The 16,592-nt window shown below is 53.9% G+C and carries 13 protein-coding genes; 9 read left to right on the forward strand and 4 right to left on the reverse strand.

The window, feature by feature from the left end:
- Nucleotides 1-2: 2 nt before the first annotated feature.
- The 9 genes from BMX00_RS00335 (at nucleotide 3) to glmS (ending at nucleotide 11,771) form a co-directional block, all read left to right on the forward strand.
- Nucleotides 3-539 (forward strand): F0F1 ATP synthase subunit delta, encoded by a 537-nt coding sequence (locus tag BMX00_RS00335; RefSeq protein ID WP_090825686.1) that lies wholly within the window; start codon nucleotides 3-5, stop codon nucleotides 537-539.
- A 12-nt stretch (nucleotides 540-551) separates the two neighbouring features.
- A complete protein-coding gene (gene atpA / locus BMX00_RS00340) occupies nucleotides 552-2,093 on the forward strand; it encodes a F0F1 ATP synthase subunit alpha (RefSeq protein ID WP_090825689.1) in 1,542 nt (513 codons plus the stop codon).
- Between the two features lie 3 nt (nucleotides 2,094-2,096).
- Nucleotides 2,097-2,978, forward strand: a complete 882-nt coding sequence (atpG, locus tag BMX00_RS00345; RefSeq protein WP_090825692.1) for a F0F1 ATP synthase subunit gamma — start codon at nucleotides 2,097-2,099, stop codon at nucleotides 2,976-2,978.
- A gap of 30 nt (nucleotides 2,979-3,008) precedes the next feature.
- Complete coding sequence (gene atpD / locus BMX00_RS00350; RefSeq protein ID WP_090825695.1) at nucleotides 3,009-4,388, forward strand: F0F1 ATP synthase subunit beta; 1,380 nt, start codon at nucleotides 3,009-3,011, stop codon at nucleotides 4,386-4,388.
- A 79-nt stretch (nucleotides 4,389-4,467) separates the two neighbouring features.
- Nucleotides 4,468-4,887 carry a F0F1 ATP synthase subunit epsilon gene (locus BMX00_RS00355; protein ID WP_090825697.1) on the forward strand — a complete coding sequence of 140 codons (420 nt, stop codon included), beginning with the start codon at nucleotides 4,468-4,470 and terminating at the stop codon, nucleotides 4,885-4,887.
- A 535-nt stretch (nucleotides 4,888-5,422) separates the two neighbouring features.
- Entirely contained in the window at nucleotides 5,423-6,970 is a 1,548-nt protein-coding gene (locus BMX00_RS00360; RefSeq protein WP_090825700.1) for an MBOAT family O-acyltransferase, read from the forward strand.
- A gap of 69 nt (nucleotides 6,971-7,039) precedes the next feature.
- Nucleotides 7,040-8,257, forward strand: a complete 1,218-nt coding sequence (locus tag BMX00_RS00365) for a hypothetical protein (RefSeq protein WP_143053013.1) — start codon at nucleotides 7,040-7,042, stop codon at nucleotides 8,255-8,257.
- A 222-nt stretch (nucleotides 8,258-8,479) separates the two neighbouring features.
- Nucleotides 8,480-9,871, forward strand: coding sequence for a bifunctional UDP-N-acetylglucosamine diphosphorylase/glucosamine-1-phosphate N-acetyltransferase GlmU (glmU, locus tag BMX00_RS00370; RefSeq protein WP_218141468.1), 1,392 nt, complete (start codon nucleotides 8,480-8,482; stop codon nucleotides 9,869-9,871).
- A gap of 61 nt (nucleotides 9,872-9,932) precedes the next feature.
- A complete protein-coding gene (gene glmS, locus BMX00_RS00375) occupies nucleotides 9,933-11,771 on the forward strand; it encodes a glutamine--fructose-6-phosphate transaminase (isomerizing) (protein WP_090825706.1) in 1,839 nt (612 codons plus the stop codon).
- A 419-nt stretch (nucleotides 11,772-12,190) separates the two neighbouring features.
- Here glmS and BMX00_RS00380 read toward each other — a convergent pair whose 3' ends face one another.
- The 4 genes from BMX00_RS00380 to BMX00_RS00395 form a co-directional block, all read right to left on the reverse strand.
- On the reverse strand, nucleotides 12,191-13,132 hold the full coding sequence (locus BMX00_RS00380) for a penta-EF hand family protein (protein ID WP_090825710.1): 942 nt from the start codon (nucleotides 13,130-13,132) through the stop codon (nucleotides 12,191-12,193).
- A gap of 265 nt (nucleotides 13,133-13,397) precedes the next feature.
- Complete coding sequence (locus BMX00_RS00385; protein WP_090825713.1) at nucleotides 13,398-14,621, reverse strand: ABC transporter permease; 1,224 nt, start codon at nucleotides 14,619-14,621, stop codon at nucleotides 13,398-13,400.
- Nucleotides 14,618-15,355, reverse strand: coding sequence for an ABC transporter ATP-binding protein (locus tag BMX00_RS00390; RefSeq protein WP_090825716.1), 738 nt, complete (start codon nucleotides 15,353-15,355; stop codon nucleotides 14,618-14,620). The genes BMX00_RS00385 and BMX00_RS00390 overlap by 4 nt, the downstream gene beginning before the upstream one ends.
- Complete coding sequence (locus BMX00_RS00395) at nucleotides 15,355-16,509, reverse strand: efflux RND transporter periplasmic adaptor subunit (protein ID WP_090825719.1); 1,155 nt, start codon at nucleotides 16,507-16,509, stop codon at nucleotides 15,355-15,357. Before BMX00_RS00395 ends, BMX00_RS00390 begins: the two co-directional genes overlap by 1 nt.
- Nucleotides 16,510-16,592: the final 83 nt, after the last annotated feature.

Here is a 16,592-nt window from a genome sequence, read left to right on the forward strand (position 1 = left end):
CAATGGCTGAAGTCCGTACCATCGCACGGCCTTATGCTGAAGCCGTTTTCAAGCTGGCAAAAGCTAAAGGTGAACTGGCTGCCTGGTCGGATATGTTGCAGCTTGCGGCAGCGGTAGCTTCGGACGAGCGCATTCGTGCGCTCATCGGTGATCCCGAATTTTCAGCCAGGCGTTTAGGCGAGCTGTTACTCGGAATATGCGGTGACAAGCTCAATTACGAGGGCCGCAACTTCGTCCTGCTATTGGCGGAGAATGGCCGGGTTGAAATATTGCCCGAGGTAAGCGAGCTGTTTGAGCAGCTTCGTGCACGCCACGAAGGTGTGCTGGACGCAAACATCATTTCCGCATTTCCCATGAGCGAGGCTCAGTTGAAGGGTTTGGTCACTGACCTCGAGGCCAAGTTCAAGCGCAAAATAGAACCCAAGGTAAGTATCGATCCGGAATTGATAGGCGGCGTAAAAGTTGAAATCGGTGACGAGGTGCTTGACGCCTCGGTGCGAGGTAAACTGGAAGCCATGGCTGTCGCGCTCAAAAGCTAGGAGTTATTTGAAATGCATTTAAATCCATCCGAAATTAGTGAACTGATCAAAAGCAGAATTGAAGGGCTTGCCGAAACCGCGGAGGTCCGCACTCAGGGGACTATTGTTTCAGTAACCGACGGCATCGTGCGTATCCATGGTCTCTCCGACGTGATGCAGGGCGAGATGCTGGAGTTTCCCGGCAACACGTATGGCCTTGCGCTTAATCTTGAGCGTGATTCGGTCGGAGCGGTGATTCTGGGTGAGTATGAGCACATTACCGAAGGCGATACGGTCAAGTGTACCAGCCGTATCCTCGAAGTGCCCGTGGGCGAGGAACTGATAGGCCGCGTGGTCAACGCGCTGGGGCAGCCGATAGATGGAAAAGGCCCCGTCAATGCTAAGCGTTCCGAGCCAATTGAAAAAATTGCGCCCGGTGTGATTTGGCGCCAATCGGTGAATCAGCCCGTGCAGACCGGGCTGAAATCCATCGATTCAATGGTCCCCATCGGGCGAGGGCAGCGTGAATTAATCATTGGCGACCGCCAGACAGGCAAGACAGCGGTAGCAATAGACGCGATCATCAATCAGAAGCGCGAGAACATGACTTGCATCTATGTTGCGATCGGGCAGAAAGCCTCCTCCATCAGCAACGTTGTCCGCAAATTGGAAGAGCACGGGGCGATGGGATATACCATTGTCGTGGCTGCCACGGCATCGGAGTCGGCGGCGATGCAATTCATTGCGCCTTATTCCGGCTGCACCATGGGTGAATACTTTCGCGACTCTGGTCGAGATGCGCTCATCATTTATGACGATTTGACCAAGCAGGCATGGGCTTATCGGCAGATTTCGCTATTACTGCGGCGTCCTCCCGGCCGGGAAGCTTATCCTGGGGACGTGTTTTATTTGCATTCGCGCCTGTTGGAGCGTGCTGCACGGGTCAGCGCAGCGTATGTCGAAAAGGCCACCCATGGCGCGATCAAAGGAAAGACGGGTTCGCTTACCGCGCTTCCGGTGATCGAGACTCAGGCGGGCGACGTCACGGCTTTCGTTCCAACTAACGTTATTTCGATTACGGATGGCCAGATTTTTCTGGAATCGGATCTGTTCAATGCCGGCATTCGTCCGGCTATCAACGCGGGCATTTCGGTTTCACGCGTTGGCGGCGCGGCACAGACCAAGGTTATCAAAAAGCTGGGCGGCGGCGTGCGCCTGGCACTGGCGCAGTATCGGGAGCTTGCGGCTTTCGCGCAGTTTGCCTCCGATCTCGACGAAGCCACCCGCAAGCAATTGGAACGCGGCAAAATGGTGACCGAACTGATGAAGCAGCCGCAATATTCCACCTTGAGCGTATCGGAAATGGCAATCACCCTCTTTGCGGTGAATAAGGGATATCTCGACGATGTCGAGGTAAAGCGCGCGCTGGCGTTTGAGGCGGCGTTGAAAGGCTTCATACGGGGCAAATATGCCCACATTATGGATAAGATAGAAACGACCAAGGATCTTGACGCGGCCACCGAAAAGGAGCTCGATGCCGCAATTCAGGACTTCAAAAAGAACGGAACCTATTAATTCATGGCTGGCAGCAGAGAAATACGCAATAAAATAAAAAGCGTAAAAAATACGCAAAAAATTACGCGTGCCATGGAAATGGTGGCGGCATCCAAAATGCGCAAGGCACAGGAACGCATGAGGAAGGCACGCCCTTATGGGGAAAAGATCCGAAATGTGGCCGCGCATATGAGTCGAGCGTATACGGAGTATCGTCACCCATTTTTGATTGACCGGGATTCGGTCAAGCGGATCGGTATTGTCGTGGTGACGTCGGATAAGGGTTTGTGCGGTGGCCTCAACACGAACGTGTTGCGCATGGCCGTGAACAAGATGAAAGCGTGGGAAGCAGAGGGCGAGCAGATCGAGGTATCCTGCATCGGCAACAAAGGCTTCGGATTCATGAGCCGGATCGGTGCCAACGTGATTTCACATGTGGTAAGCCTGGGCGACACGCCGGACCTGGAAAAACTGATTGGCGCGGTAAAAGTACTGCTGGATGGTTATACGCAGGATCGCTTCGATCGCGTGTATATTTTCTACACCCGATTTGTCAACACCATGAAACAGGAGCCCGTAATGGAGCAGTTGCTCCCGCTTTCTGACGAGCGTCTCAAAGCCGGCGACGGACCCAAAGGGCAACGGGGAGTATGGGATTATATTTATGAGCCCGAAGCCAAGCCTGTCATCGACGACATCATGGTCCGGTACGTCGAAGCGCTCATTTACCAGGCCTTGACGGAAAACATGGCGTCCGAACAATCCGCGCGGATGGTTGCTATGAAAGCGGCATCGGACAATGCAGGGAACGTGATCAACGAATTGACGCTCATCTACAACAAGTCCCGCCAAGCCGCGATCACGAAGGAACTGTCCGAGATCGTCGGAGGCGCGGCAGCAGTTTAATAAATTTGATTCGGAAACTTAAGGAACAACATGAACCAGGGAAAAATTGTTCAGTGTATCGGCGCGGTGGTTGATGTCGAATTTACGCGCGAAGAAATGCCAAAAGTTTATGATGCACTCGTGCTTGAGGGAACGGAGCTCACGCTTGAGGTGCAGCAGCAATTGGGCGATGGCGTGGTGCGCACCATTGCGCTAGGATCCTCGGACGGGCTTCGCCGTGGCATGATGGTGTCGAACACCCGCGACCAGATCCGGGTCCCGGTGGGTATCAAGACCTTGGGCCGGATCATGGATGTTCTGGGGAGGCCGATAGACGAGATGGGACCCGTCGACGCGGAAAAGACCATGTCGATTCACCGGAAGGCGCCTGCCTTCGATGAGCTGTCCGCCTCCACGGAGCTGCTTGAAACCGGCATCAAGGTTATCGATCTGGTATGTCCTTTTGCCAAAGGCGGTAAGGTGGGCCTGTTTGGTGGTGCGGGCGTCGGCAAGACTGTCAATATGATGGAACTGATCCGCAACATCGCTATTGAACACAGCGGCTATTCGGTGTTTGCGGGTGTAGGTGAGCGGACACGGGAAGGCAACGACTTCTACCACGAAATGAAGGATTCGAACGTTCTGGACAAAGTGGCGCTGGTTTACGGGCAAATGAATGAGCCACCCGGTAACCGGCTGCGTGTTGCGCTGACGGGTCTGACCATGGCGGAATATTTTCGGGACGAAGGCCGCGACGTATTGCTTTTCGTCGATAACATTTATCGATATACCCTTGCAGGTACTGAAGTATCCGCTTTGCTGGGCCGGATGCCATCCGCGGTGGGCTATCAGCCGACTCTGGCGGAGGAAATGGGCCGCCTTCAGGAGCGGATTACATCGACCAAATCAGGATCAATCACGTCGATTCAAGCCGTTTATGTGCCGGCGGACGATTTGACCGATCCTTCTCCCGCGACGACATTCGGCCATCTGGATGCAACCGTGGTGCTATCGCGCGATATTGCCTCGCTGGGGATTTATCCCGCAGTGGATCCGCTCGACTCCACGTCTCGGCAGCTTGATCCCCTTGTGGTCGGCGAAGAGCACTACAGTACCGCGCGTGCCGTTCAGCAGACCTTGCAGCGCTACAAGGAACTGCGCGACATTATTGCGATTCTGGGTATGGACGAGCTTTCGCCCGAGGACAAGCTGGCTGTTGCACGGGCCCGAAAAATTCAGCGCTTTCTTTCGCAGCCTTTCAATGTGGCGGAAGTATTTACCGGTTCGCCCGGCAAGTACGTACCGCTGAAAGAGACCATTAAAGGCTTCAAAGGCATTGTTGCGGGCGATTACGACCATCTGCCGGAACAGGCTTTCTACATGGTTGGCGGTATAGACGAAGCGGTCGAAAAGGCCAAGACCCTGCAATAGAATCTGATAAATCTCGACTCACTAATATTTATTGATGAGACATACGCGAGCCGACCAATGGGAGTGAATGGTAACTAAAATGGGCGTATTCCACCTTGATATCGTCAGCGCGGAGGAGTCCATCTACTCCGGTCCCGCTGAATTTCTGGTTGCGCCGGCAGAGGCGGGGGAGGTCGGCATTTATCCTCAACATACGCCGATGCTGACCCGCATTAAACCGGGCTCGGTCCGTATCAAGGCACCGTTGCAAGAAGAAGAGCTGGTTTACGTATCCGGCGGCATGCTCGAAATTCAGCCGGACGTGGTAACGATCCTGGCTGACACTGCCGTGCGCGGGGCCAATCTTGATGAATTGAAGGCCATAGAAGCCAAGAAGCGGGCGGAAGAGGCCATGAAAGACCGCTCCTCCGCCATCGAATATGCCCGGGCCCAGGCCGAGCTCAGCGAAGCGATCGCTCAATTGGCTGCAATCCAGAAACTGCGGAAACGCGGGCACTGATCGATTGATCTTCCAGGGGAGCGGCAACAGCCGCTCGCCATCCTCGAAACGTTCCTTGAGCGGACGTTTCCGGACTGACGTGTTCGATACGCAAATCGAAATAGCCGTCAAAAGCGACCCGACTATCAACAGCTCAAGATCGAATTCAGCAATTTCCCCCTCTTAATGCCGATCTCGACGTCCTTCGGATCGGCAAGCTCAGCCGTTAAGATTCCCCTTATAAACGGCAGGCGGTCCGCCAGTTCCTGCGAAAAACACGATCGGCGTCGCTTTTGGTGAAATGCAGTGGACGAACTCCTTCTTCACCCATCTGTCCATCGGGCAAACGTTAAAATAAACGGGGGCCGAGCCGTATACGGCAAGTGCTTTATTGCCGATAACCGTGGCCCGAAGTCAGGTTTCGCGAAACCTGTGAATCCTGCGGACTTAGCCGGCGGGCCCTGCCGGGTTAAGCCTGTTTTCGTTATATAGCCGTGATGAGAATAGCGTAGGATAAAACCCCATTCAGAGGCCCAGTCCACCAGGTTCCCGCTCTATGCTGTTCAACTCCTTTATATTCATTTTTGCCTACCTGCCAGTCGTACTCGGCGTTTTCTTTTGGCTGGGTTCGCGGGACCGCACCTGGGCGGCTGGCTGGCTGGCGTTGGCATCGCTGTTTTTCTATGGGTATTGGGATTACAGGTATATTCCGTTGCTTCTTGCCTCGATCGGTTTTAATTATTGGATGGGGCTGAACATCGCCCAGGCAGATAAACCGCACCGAAAGCACTGGCTTGCCTTTGCGGTCGCCGCCAATCTGGCCCTGCTTGTCTATTTCAAATACGCTAATTTTTTTCTCGATACGCTCAATGTTCTCGGTGACACGACTTTTCCGGCATTGGACGTTATTTTGCCAATCGGCATATCTTTCTACACGTTCACCCAAATCGCCTTCCTGGTCGATACCTATCAAGGTAAGGTCAGCGAATATCGGTTTGTGCATTACCTGTTATTCGTAACTTATTTTCCGCATCTCATCGCAGGACCGGTGTTGCATCACAAGGAAATGATGCCCCAGTTCGCGGAAACGCGGATATATAGCTTTTCCCCAACCAATTTCGCGGTGGGTTTAACCATATTCTGCATCGGCCTCGCCAAGAAAGTACTCATTGCAGATAATCTGTCCCCTTACTCAGGACCACTATTTGATAATGCGGATTCTCCCTCGCTGTTTATCGCGTGGGCAGGCGTACTCGCCTATACGTTTCAATTGTACTTTGACTTTTCTGCTTATTCGGACATGGCCATCGGTTTATCGCGCCTGTTCGGAATCAGGCTTCCGTTAAACTTCGACTCACCCTACAAAGCGGAAAATATCAGCGAGTTCTGGCGAAGGTGGCATATGACTTTGTCGCGCTTTCTGCGCGATTACTTATATTTCCCGCTAGGCGGGAACCGGACTGGCCCACTCAATCGCTATCGCAATCTGATGACAGTTATGCTACTGGGTGGAATGTGGCACGGCGCCGGGTGGAATTTTGTTATCTGGGGTGGGTTGCACGGTTTTTATCTGGTCATCCATCATGCCTGGGCTGCAGTGTCCAAACGCATGGCCTTTCCCTCCAGGTCGATGGCGTGGAGGCTGATCGCCACCGCGGTAACCTTTATCGCTGTGTCCTTCGCGTGGGTATTCTTTCGTTCACCCGACCTGGCTACCTCCTGGGAAATCATCCGGGGCATGACAGGAGCATATGGTGCCGGCTTACCCGAGGCCATCGGTAATCGAATCGGGCCGCTCGCTTCGACCCTTCAGCACCTCGGTGTCAGTTTTTATCTCGGCGGAGGGTCGCGCTTTATGGAGACATGGGGATGGATTGCGTTTGCCGCAGCCCTTGCATTTTTCCTGCCGAATACGCAAGAGCTTACTCGCCTGTTCGAGCCAGCCCTGGATTTCAAGCCCTCTGCGCAGAATGTGCCTGGCCGTCTGGCGCGGTTGCTAACCTGGGAGCCATCGCGCTGTTGGGCAATTTTTCTCGGATTGCTCACGGTTATCAGCTTGCTCTCGTTGAATCGCCCGAACGAGTTTCTGTATTTCCAGTTTTAACACGCCGGCATGAGAATGACATCATCATCCAAAGCACCGCTATTCCTACGCTGGTTCACGGTTTCACTCATGTCAGGAATTGTATTGATGATCACGTTCGTGGTGATCGTAGATCCTTATGATCAGTATCGCATCGTGGTTCTTCCCGGCTTCAATCTGGTCAAGCCGGGACTTACTCGCTATCAAAGTGAAATCAAGCTGACACACGCTGCTGATATACAAGCCGATGCGCTTATTTATGGTCATTCGCGCGCTGAAGTGGGCTTTGACCCTGAGGCACCCGTATTCGCTCGACATGGATTATCCGCATACAATCTCGCAATACCTGGCACCGGTATTTTTACCGCGCGCAAGCAAGCTGAATATCTACATCGGATTGGAATCAAGCCGAAAGTCATCATATTGGGCGTGGAATTTCTGGATTTCATGGAGGCTTCGCACGCATCACCATCCGTCATCGCGAAGGCGCGCGCTCCTGATGATCAGCATCCCGTCACGCAATGGTTCTGGCGTTTCGATAGCCTATTCTCGTTAGCATCGATAAAGGACGCAATTCGAACATTGTATCTTCAGCATGATAACGAAGCGGATACAATGACCTCCAGAGGATTTAACCCATTGAGTGAATATGGGCCGATCGTGCGAAGCGAGGGCTATTTCACGCTGTTTCAGCAAAGGGCTCAGGAAAATACCAGGATTTATCTCAGGAAAGCAAAGGGTTCGCTTTCTCTTGCCGATTTTGGCCATCTTCGGGCCATCCTTGACATGGCGGCCGAGTCCGGCAGCGACGTCAACTTGATAATCTATCCATATCATGCCCAGATATTCGCCCTTTTTGAAGAAATAGGGCTGGTGCATGCGTTCGAGGAATGGAAGAACCTGCTAATAAATGAGATATCCGCCGCGCAATTGCGCCACCCGGATGCCCGCATCGCGTTGTTCGATTTCAGCGGTTACAGTAGCTACAACTGCGAAAAAGTGCCGGCAAAGGGAGATCGTGTGACCGCCACCCGTTGGTACTGGGAAGCTGGGCATTTCAAGAAGCAGTTGGGAGACGTCGTGTTGGAATCAATGTTCTCCCGGTCAACCAATCCATTGCTAATGGTACGTGCAGGGTCAGAAGTTCCGGAAAAATTCGGGTTCCAGTTGGAGGAAGCAAATAAGTCGCAAAATGCACAGCGCATCCACCTTGAACGTTCGGAGTGTATGCGAAACTACCCCGAACTATTTGCAGAGGTTGAAGCGCTCGTGGCGAACGAACGCACCCATAAGCGAACAGCACATTAGAGTTTGAGCTTACCATGGGGTCCATTAGTTTATATAATCCCTTGGTGATCTCTGTGGTAATCCCTTTAGCTGCCGGTCCGATTCTCGTCATTTCTTATTATTGACCTTTAAGTACAATGCTCTTCGCATAGGTTGTACAGGAGCGCGACCACTGCTGTTAACGGTACCCCAGTGCTGGTAATGGCTCCCCCTTCGGAAAAGACATGGCATTTACATATGAATATGCATAAATTGAATATTGTCATACTCGCTGCCGGGCTCGGCAAGCGCATGCACTCGGCGCTGCCCAAGGTTTTGCATCGGCTGGCCGGCAAGCCCCTCCTGGCGCACGTGCTCGACACTGCCCGCGCATTATCCCCACAAAATGTTTGTATCGTTTACGGACACGGCGGCGAAACCGTGCCTCAGGCAATTACCGATGAAACCATTACCTGGGTACGGCAGGTGCCGCAACTGGGCACTGGCCACGCGCTGATGCAAGCGCTGCCCCACCTGGACAAAGAAGGGTCTACACTTGTGTTATATGGAGATGTTCCGCTGACCAGCGTCGATACGCTACAGAGGTTAATTGCCACCGGTAGGGAAACGGAAAGCGGAGAATCACTTGCTGTGCTGACGGTAGAGTTGGCCGAGCCATCGGGCTATGGCCGAATTGTGCGGAGTGATGCGGGCGAAATTACCGCTATTGTTGAAGAAAAAGATGCCAGTGAATCCCAGCGGCAAATCCGCGAAATCAATACCGGCATCATGGTGATACCGAATCGCTGGCTGCATGGCTGGCTTCACAAGCTGGAAAACAACAATGCCCAAAAAGAATATTATCTTACCGATATTGTTGCCATGGCGGTCAAGGATAGCCTCGGTGTCAGATCCGTACACCCCGGTCACGGTTGGGAAACCACTGGGGTGAATAGCAAAATACACCTGGCGGAACTTGAACGCATTTACCAGAACGAGTCTGCGCGAAAATTACTGGAGCAGGGTACAACTCTTGCGGACCCGTCGCGTATCGATATTCGCGGTCAACTCACCTGCGGCAGAGATGTGGAAATAGATATCAACTGCATTTTCGAGGGTAACGTACAATTGGGTGATGGGGTGAAAGTGGGCGCTCACAGTATACTTAAAAACACCAGGGTTGCCGCAGGCTCGGCAATTGCTCCGTTCAGCCTGATAGAATCTGCCGAGATCGGCGAAAATTGCCGAATTGGACCTTATGCACGTATTCGCCCGGGGACCCGGCTCGACAACGGGGTTCACATCGGCAATTTCGTCGAGGTCAAAAACAGCATCATTGCGGCTGGCAGCAAGGCAAACCATCTCAGCTACATAGGGGACGCCACCATTGGCAAGAGCGTCAACATCGGCGCTGGCACAATCACCTGCAACTACGACGGTGCAAACAAGCACCAGACGATTATCGAGGACGACGTTTTCGTCGGCTCTGATACGCAATTGATCGCACCGGTAAAAGTTGCGCAGGGTTCCACGATAGGCGCCGGCTCGACAATTACCAGGGATACGCCACCCGAGACCTTGACTTTATCGAGGACCCGACAAATGAGCGTAGAGGGATGGAAGCGGCCGGTAAAAAAACCGAAGGGTGAAAAATGAACTATCCGATCTTCGAATATGCGAACCTTTACCTTGAATCACAGCAGGAAGGAGACTATTTATGTGCGGCATAGTCGGCGCGGTAGCGAAAGGTAACATTGTTCCCACTCTACTGGAAGGGTTGCGCCGCCTCGAATACCGCGGCTATGACTCGGCCGGGATCGCGCTGAACAATGGCGCATTGCATCGGCTGCGCACGACGGGGCGGGTTGCGGAGCTCAGCAAACTGGCTGATGATCAGAAATTTAGCGGAGAAGCCGGGATTGCGCATACCCGCTGGGCGACCCATGGTGCGCCGTCGGAGCGCAATGCTCATCCCCATATTTCCGGTGAGGTGGCGGTGGTGCATAACGGCATCATCGAAAACCATGAGGCGTTGCGCCAGCGTTTGCAGAATGAGGGCTTCACTTTCACTTCGGATACCGACACAGAAGTCATTGCCCACCTCATCACGATCAATCTGAAAGAAACACCCGACTTATTCGAAGCGGTGTGCCGTTCCGTGGCCGAATTGCAGGGAGCCTATGCAATCGCGGTAATGGAAGAAGCCCGGCCCGAGCGTATCGTTGTTTGCCGCAACGGTGCGCCACTATTGCTCGGCCTGGGTGAATACGGCACGTACGCTGCTTCGGATGCATCCGCCCTGCTTCAGGTAACCAGGCGCATGGTCTATCTGGAAGAGGGCGACGTTGCGGAAATCCATCGCGACGGATACCGCATCGTCAATTGCCTTCCGGGAGGCGTGGCCAGGGAAGTCGCGCGCACCGTGCAGGAGAGCGAGCTGACCAACGAAGCGGTGGAAATGGGTCCCTATGCCCATTTCATGCAGAAGGAAATATTCGAGCAGCCGGGCGTCGTGGCGAATACCCTGGAAATGGTGCTCAATGCGCACTCCATATCGCCCCGGCTGTTTGGCAACGAGGCGGAGAATATTTTCAAGGATACGCGCAGCATACTGATCCTGGCGTGCGGAACCAGCTATCACGCCGGGCTGGTCGCCCGCTACTGGTTGGAAACGGTGACAGGTCTGCCCTGCAATGTCGAGATCGCCAGCGAGTATCGTTACCGTAACCCGGCAATTGCTCCGCACACGCTAGTAGTAGGCATTTCTCAGTCGGGGGAAACAGCCGACACGCTTGCTGCCCTCAGCTATGCCAAATCGCTGGGGCACCGCCACAGCCTGGGCATTTGCAACGTGGCTGAAAGCGCACTGGTGCGTCAAACGGATCTGCGCTTTCTCACCCGGGCCGGCCCGGAAATCGGTGTCGCCTCGACGAAGGCGTTCACTACCCAATTGGCTGCGCTGATGCTGCTCACCATGACGTTGGCGAAACTCAACGGAAGATCATCGGACAAGAGCGAACGCGAGATGATCACAGCCATGCGGCATTTGCCTGTTGCGCTGCAGCATGCACTACAGGTGGAACCGCAGGTAAAAGCTTGGGCTGAGCGATTTTCCGAGAAAAAGCACGCACTGTTTCTCGGGCGCGGCATGCATTACCCTATCGCGCTGGAAGGGGCGCTCAAACTCAAGGAGATCTCCTATATCCACGCTGAAGCCTACGCAGCCGGTGAATTGAAGCACGGGCCATTGGCGCTGGTGGATAAGGATATGCCGGTAGTCGCCATTGCCCCCAACGATGCGCTGTTGGAGAAACTCAAATCCAATCTACAGGAAGTCCGCGCGCGCGGCGGCGAACTCTACGTGTTCGCCGATGCCGATTCCCGCATCCAGGAAAGCGAAGGTGTGCATGTAATCCGCCTGGCGGAACATGCCGGGCTGCTCAGCCCCATTCTGCACACCATCCCTCTGCAATTGCTCGCCTACCATGTCGCGCTACAGAAAGGCACCGACGTCGATAAGCCGCGAAATCTTGCGAAGTCGGTGACGGTGGAGTAGTCGGGAAACCAATGCATACTCGCTGTCTACCATATATGAAGTTGTCTCTGCCGAATAAATCAGCTGGCCCAAATAAATTAAACCCATCGCAAATTGGCTGAGTGTCGTAAAATCACTGGAACCCAGCATAAAGCATAGTAAATCTTTAGTTTAAGGGCCGGCCCCTGCTGAAGGCTATGATCGGAAGGCGCGTAAAATGCGGCTCGCCAGCACTTCCTATAGAAAAGATGAGGTTTGGGCGGTTGGCCCCGATAATGGCCTCGTTAAGCCGCACAGCGAACGCCGAACTCGCGCGTGCGCTCGGTCATCGAAATAAGCAATATTAGGGATGGCGCGCTGTCACAGGAATAACACCGAAGCGATGGCCCAATTCGGTAGTCCGATCCATTATCGTATCTTTCTAACACTCGAATACGCAGTCAGGCGCTTAACTTCAGAAAAGTGAACAGATACTGTACCGCATCGTCCCCTTCATGCCCATACCGAACCTTTGCGTCGTAATACAAGGCGACAATGGCAGATACGCTATCCTGATAGATTCTCAAGCCTTCCACGTCGGCATCGCGAAAAAAGAAATGGCCTTCCATTGCACTTACATCTTCCAGTAACGGGACATAATTTCCCGGATGAGTCGCTTCGAAGTCGTGCAGGTGATCGTTGTGTATCACAAATTCATCGGCAATCGAAAAGTTCTTCATTTCTTCAATGGCATGGACGAGGCAGGATAACAATAGAATGAGCTTTCTTTTGCCGATGCCTGCTATCTGTTCCCGGGCTTGCCGCCGCACGTAATCATCGGAATTCAGTAATTTATCTGATACGGCATCAATCATTGTTTCTTCCATGGCATAGAAGGACTGGGCGTCGGGCGGTTCAACCACGACAACGATGGTGTCGGCCCTGAGCTCGGCGCGAATGGCCCGGACCTTGTCTCCGTGTTTTCTATCGTCAGTGCACAGCAATAAATAATACCAGTCCAGTTGGGCTCCGAAGTCCTTCTTCGCCTCATAAATTTTCCCCTTGATTTTCGGTACCAGATCGCCATTCTTTTCAAAGTCATCAAATGATATGACTCCCATGGCGATATAGCGCTCGTTGCCAGCAGAATTGGCCGTGCTTGAATACCTCATGACCATGTCTGCTCCGCCTTTTCGGGGTCTCTGAACGTCATAGGTAATCGAGCGGTATTTATCGAACGAGGCCAGTATCCGTGCCGCTTTGTCATGAAAACCCGGGCACAGGTCACTGTCAAGTTTGAGATGGGAAAAGGAGAAGGACTGGCTATGTTCAGGCTGGGCCTGGGCATAGCAAATGAGCTCTCCAAGAACTGTTGCGGGTGTAACTGGATCGTTGAAATTCATTTTTTGAAATAATTGGCCGGCAGTTACACCCAAGCGATAAAGCCGCTGCTTGTCATTAGTTCAAACTCTCGTGTGAACAAAGGCCGGGGTGAGAAGAGTTTCCTTAAAAGCCGCAGTTTTTCGTTGTCACTTTAATGGTAGTCCACCAGATCAGCATTTGCCACGCTTGAGTTTCTGAAAACCAGCTCAGCTGCGTGGCTTCATGGAATGCAATGAATCGCGAATCACTCAAGAGATGCAGGCTCAGTACACCCTTGCTCGGTCTTTATTCATACCGCAGCGCCTCGACCGGCTTCAGCGCTGCCGCTTTTCTCGCCGGATAAAATCCAAAAAATATGCCCACTGCGGAAGCAAACGCGAACGCCAGTGCGACCATGCCGAACGTGATGACGACCACCATATCCGCTGCCTGGCTTACCGCCCAAGCCCCGCCAATACCGAGGACGACGCCCACAAGGCCGCCCAGGATGCAGATCACCAGCGCCTCCAGCAGGAATTGGGTAAGGATGGCGCGGCGATTGGCGCCGATGGCCATTCGAATGCCGATTTCGCGCGTGCGCTCGGTCACCGATACGAGCATGATATTCATGATGCCAATGCCGCCCACCAGCAGCGATACCGAGGCGATGGCTCCCAGCATCAGCGACATGACCTTGGCCGCACCGGTGGCCACGGCGGCAAGCGCCGCCAGATTGCGTACCGTGAAGTCGTTTTCCATGCCTTCGGTGATACGATGGCGCTGGCGCAGCAATCGGTTCATTTCGGTTTCGGCTTCATCCATGACCTCCGCCGACTGTGCCTGCGCCATCATGAAACGTATCGTTCCGGGAAACTGGTTGCCGAATATCTGGCGCTGGCCGGTTGTGAGGGGAATGAATACCGCATCGTCCTGGTCGCGTCCATCCAGGCTTTGGCCCTTGGGAGCAAGTATTCCCGCGACAAGAAAAGGGCTGCTCTTGATGCGCACGGTTTTTCCTACCGGATCTTCCTCGCCGAATAGATTACTCGCAGTTATCTGCCCCAGGATCACGATACGCGCACTGGACCTCAGATCCGCTTCGGTAAATAACGCCCCGCTTTCCACCGGCCAGTCGCGCACTGCGAAATAGTCGGGTGTAACGCCCGTGACCGAGGTGCTCCAGTTATTTGCACCATAGTTCAGCTGCGCCGTCCCCGTTATAATCGGAGCGGTCGCTTTGATTGACGGCAGATGGGCTATGGCCTGCGCATCGCCCATGGTCAGTGTCTGCACGGCGCCCGCCCCGGAGCGCAGAGCACCCGAAGAGGTCGCCCCGGGCACAATGAAGAACAGGTTGCTACCCATCGAGGTTATCGCCTGATTCACGGTCGTTTGCGCGCCTTGGCCCACCGCGAGCATCAGGACCACCGCAGCCACGCCAATGATCATGCCGAGCATGGTCAGACCGGTCCGCAGCCGGTTGAGCCGCAATGCGCGCAGTGCTTCGCCGATGATTATGAGAAGACTCATGCAGGTACCCTGCCATCGTGCACGACGCGTCCATCCTGCAGGCGGACCAGGCGCCGGGTAAAGGCGGCGATGTCGTCTTCATGGGTGACGAGCACAATAGTAATGCCTTGCTCCTGGTTGAGTTGCTGGAAAACAGCCATGATCTCGCGGCTGGTTTGAGTATCGAGATTGCCGGTGGGCTCGTCCGCAAGTATGAGCTGTGGATTATTGACCAGTGCCCGGCTAATGGCCACGCGCTGCTGCTGCCCTCCGGAAAGTTGGTTAGGCTGATACGCGGCAAATTTTCCCAAACCCGTCTGTTTCAAGAGTTCCAGCGCGCGCTTGCGGCTCGCCGCCCGGCTCACCCCGGCGTAGAGCAGCGGGGTCGCCACGTTATCCAACGCTGTCATGCGTTTCAACAGATTGAATCCCTGGAATACAAACCCGATATTGCGGTTGCGCACCTGCGCAAGCTCATCGTCGGAAAGGGAAGCAATATCACGGCCGTCAAGCCAGTAGTGCCCGCTGGTGGGCGTATCGAGACAACCGAGGATATTCATCAAAGTGGATTTTCCCGAACCCGAATGCCCCATGACGGCAACGAACTCGCCACGGTGGATCGCGAGGTTTACGTCGTAAAGCACCTGGCTATTAACCGTTCCTCCCCCTTGTTTATTGCCGCTTTCCAGGCTGTAAATCTTGCAGAGATCCTCTACCCGAATCAAGGGGTGATCGGAAACTTGAGGCGAGTTCATCAGAACATTCTGAATCTGAGCTTGCTGCCGGACTTCTCTCCTTTTTCGCCGACCTCTCGAACGATCACCTTATCGCCCTCCTTGATATCCCCTTCCAGAACTTCGGTATAGTTATTATCGGAAACAGCGGTTTTGATGCTGATGGCGATTGGTTTGCCGTCTTCCAGCCGGTATAGGACGTGTTTCCCCGGCGGCTTGGCCGACGGCATCGCGGCATCAGCATCGTCACCGCTTGGTTTATAGCGCAACGCCGCATTGGGCACTCGCAGCACAGCTTTTTTCTGGTTGACGGTAAAGCGCACGTTGGCAGTCATGCCAGGCAGCAATACTCCGTCATCATTGGAAACCGCGACGATGACATTGTACGACACCACGTTTTGCTGAATGGTGGGGTTGAGGCGCACCTGTTCCACCGTACCGGTAAATTCACGATCCTGGAAGGCATCCACGGTAAAATTCACTGTCTGGCCGAGATGCAGGTGGCCAATATCCGCCTCCGCCACGCTCGTATCGATCTGCATCTGGCGTAAGTCTTTGGCAATCTGGAACAAGGTAGGGGTTTGGAAGCTCGCCGCGACAGTCTGGCCGATGTCCACATTGCGTGCTATCACGACGCCGGAAATCGGCGAGCGAATAATGGTGTAATTGAGACTGGTCCGGTCGCGTGCAAGCTGCGCCCTGTTCACCGCAAGCTGGGCGCGAGCCGCTTCCAGTTGCTGCACGATCACATCCAGGGCATCCGGTGAGATAAAACCCTGTTCTTTTAACGCTACGTTACGGGCCATCTTGTTTTGGGCCACCGTCAGCGCAACCTGGGCATTCAGCACGCTGGCTTCAGATTGGTGCAATTGGGCTTGAAACAGTGACGGATCCAGCTCAACCAGTATCTGCCCCTCCTTTACCCGATCATTGAAGTCCGCAAACAGTTTGTATACCGTGCCTGATACCTGGGTGCCCACATTAACCAGAACTACAGGGTTAAGCGTACCGTTCGCGGAAATATTCTGTACGATATCGCCGCGGTCGATTGGCTGCGTTTTATATCGTTCATGCCTCGATTCGGATCGGGCTGTCCAATACCATAACCCCACCCCCCCAGCCATTAGTAGCGTCAAAAGGATAATGAGCACTCTGCGGGTCGGAATAACGGTCATATATGGCTAAAAATCACTGAAAAGGGAGCGTGCAGGCACTGCCGGAGCATTGCCGGACAAAAAGGCAGAATGTTACCTGAGTG

This window comes from Nitrosovibrio tenuis (genome assembly GCF_900109785.1).
GTDB classification, from domain to species: Bacteria; Pseudomonadota; Gammaproteobacteria; order Burkholderiales; family Nitrosomonadaceae; genus Nitrosospira; species Nitrosospira tenuis_A.

Coding starts and splice junctions, on each gene's coding strand:
- BMX00_RS00335 (WP_090825686.1), top strand. CDS start 3: ATGGCTGAAGTCCGTACCATCGCACGGCCTTATGCTGAAGCCGTTTTC.
- atpA (WP_090825689.1), top strand. CDS start 552: ATGCATTTAAATCCATCCGAAATTAGTGAACTGATCAAAAGCAGAATT.
- atpG (WP_090825692.1), top strand. CDS start 2,097: ATGGCTGGCAGCAGAGAAATACGCAATAAAATAAAAAGCGTAAAAAAT.
- atpD (WP_090825695.1), top strand. CDS start 3,009: ATGAACCAGGGAAAAATTGTTCAGTGTATCGGCGCGGTGGTTGATGTC.
- BMX00_RS00355 (WP_090825697.1), top strand. CDS start 4,468: ATGGGCGTATTCCACCTTGATATCGTCAGCGCGGAGGAGTCCATCTAC.
- BMX00_RS00360 (WP_090825700.1), top strand. CDS start 5,423: ATGCTGTTCAACTCCTTTATATTCATTTTTGCCTACCTGCCAGTCGTA.
- BMX00_RS00365 (WP_143053013.1), top strand. CDS start 7,040: ATGTCAGGAATTGTATTGATGATCACGTTCGTGGTGATCGTAGATCCT.
- glmU (WP_218141468.1), top strand. CDS start 8,480: ATGCATAAATTGAATATTGTCATACTCGCTGCCGGGCTCGGCAAGCGC.
- glmS (WP_090825706.1), top strand. CDS start 9,933: ATGTGCGGCATAGTCGGCGCGGTAGCGAAAGGTAACATTGTTCCCACT.
- BMX00_RS00380 (WP_090825710.1), bottom strand. CDS start 13,132: ATGAATTTCAACGATCCAGTTACACCCGCAACAGTTCTTGGAGAGCTC.
- BMX00_RS00385 (WP_090825713.1), bottom strand. CDS start 14,621: ATGAGTCTTCTCATAATCATCGGCGAAGCACTGCGCGCATTGCGGCTC.
- BMX00_RS00390 (WP_090825716.1), bottom strand. CDS start 15,355: ATGAACTCGCCTCAAGTTTCCGATCACCCCTTGATTCGGGTAGAGGAT.
- BMX00_RS00395 (WP_090825719.1), bottom strand. CDS start 16,509: ATGACCGTTATTCCGACCCGCAGAGTGCTCATTATCCTTTTGACGCTA.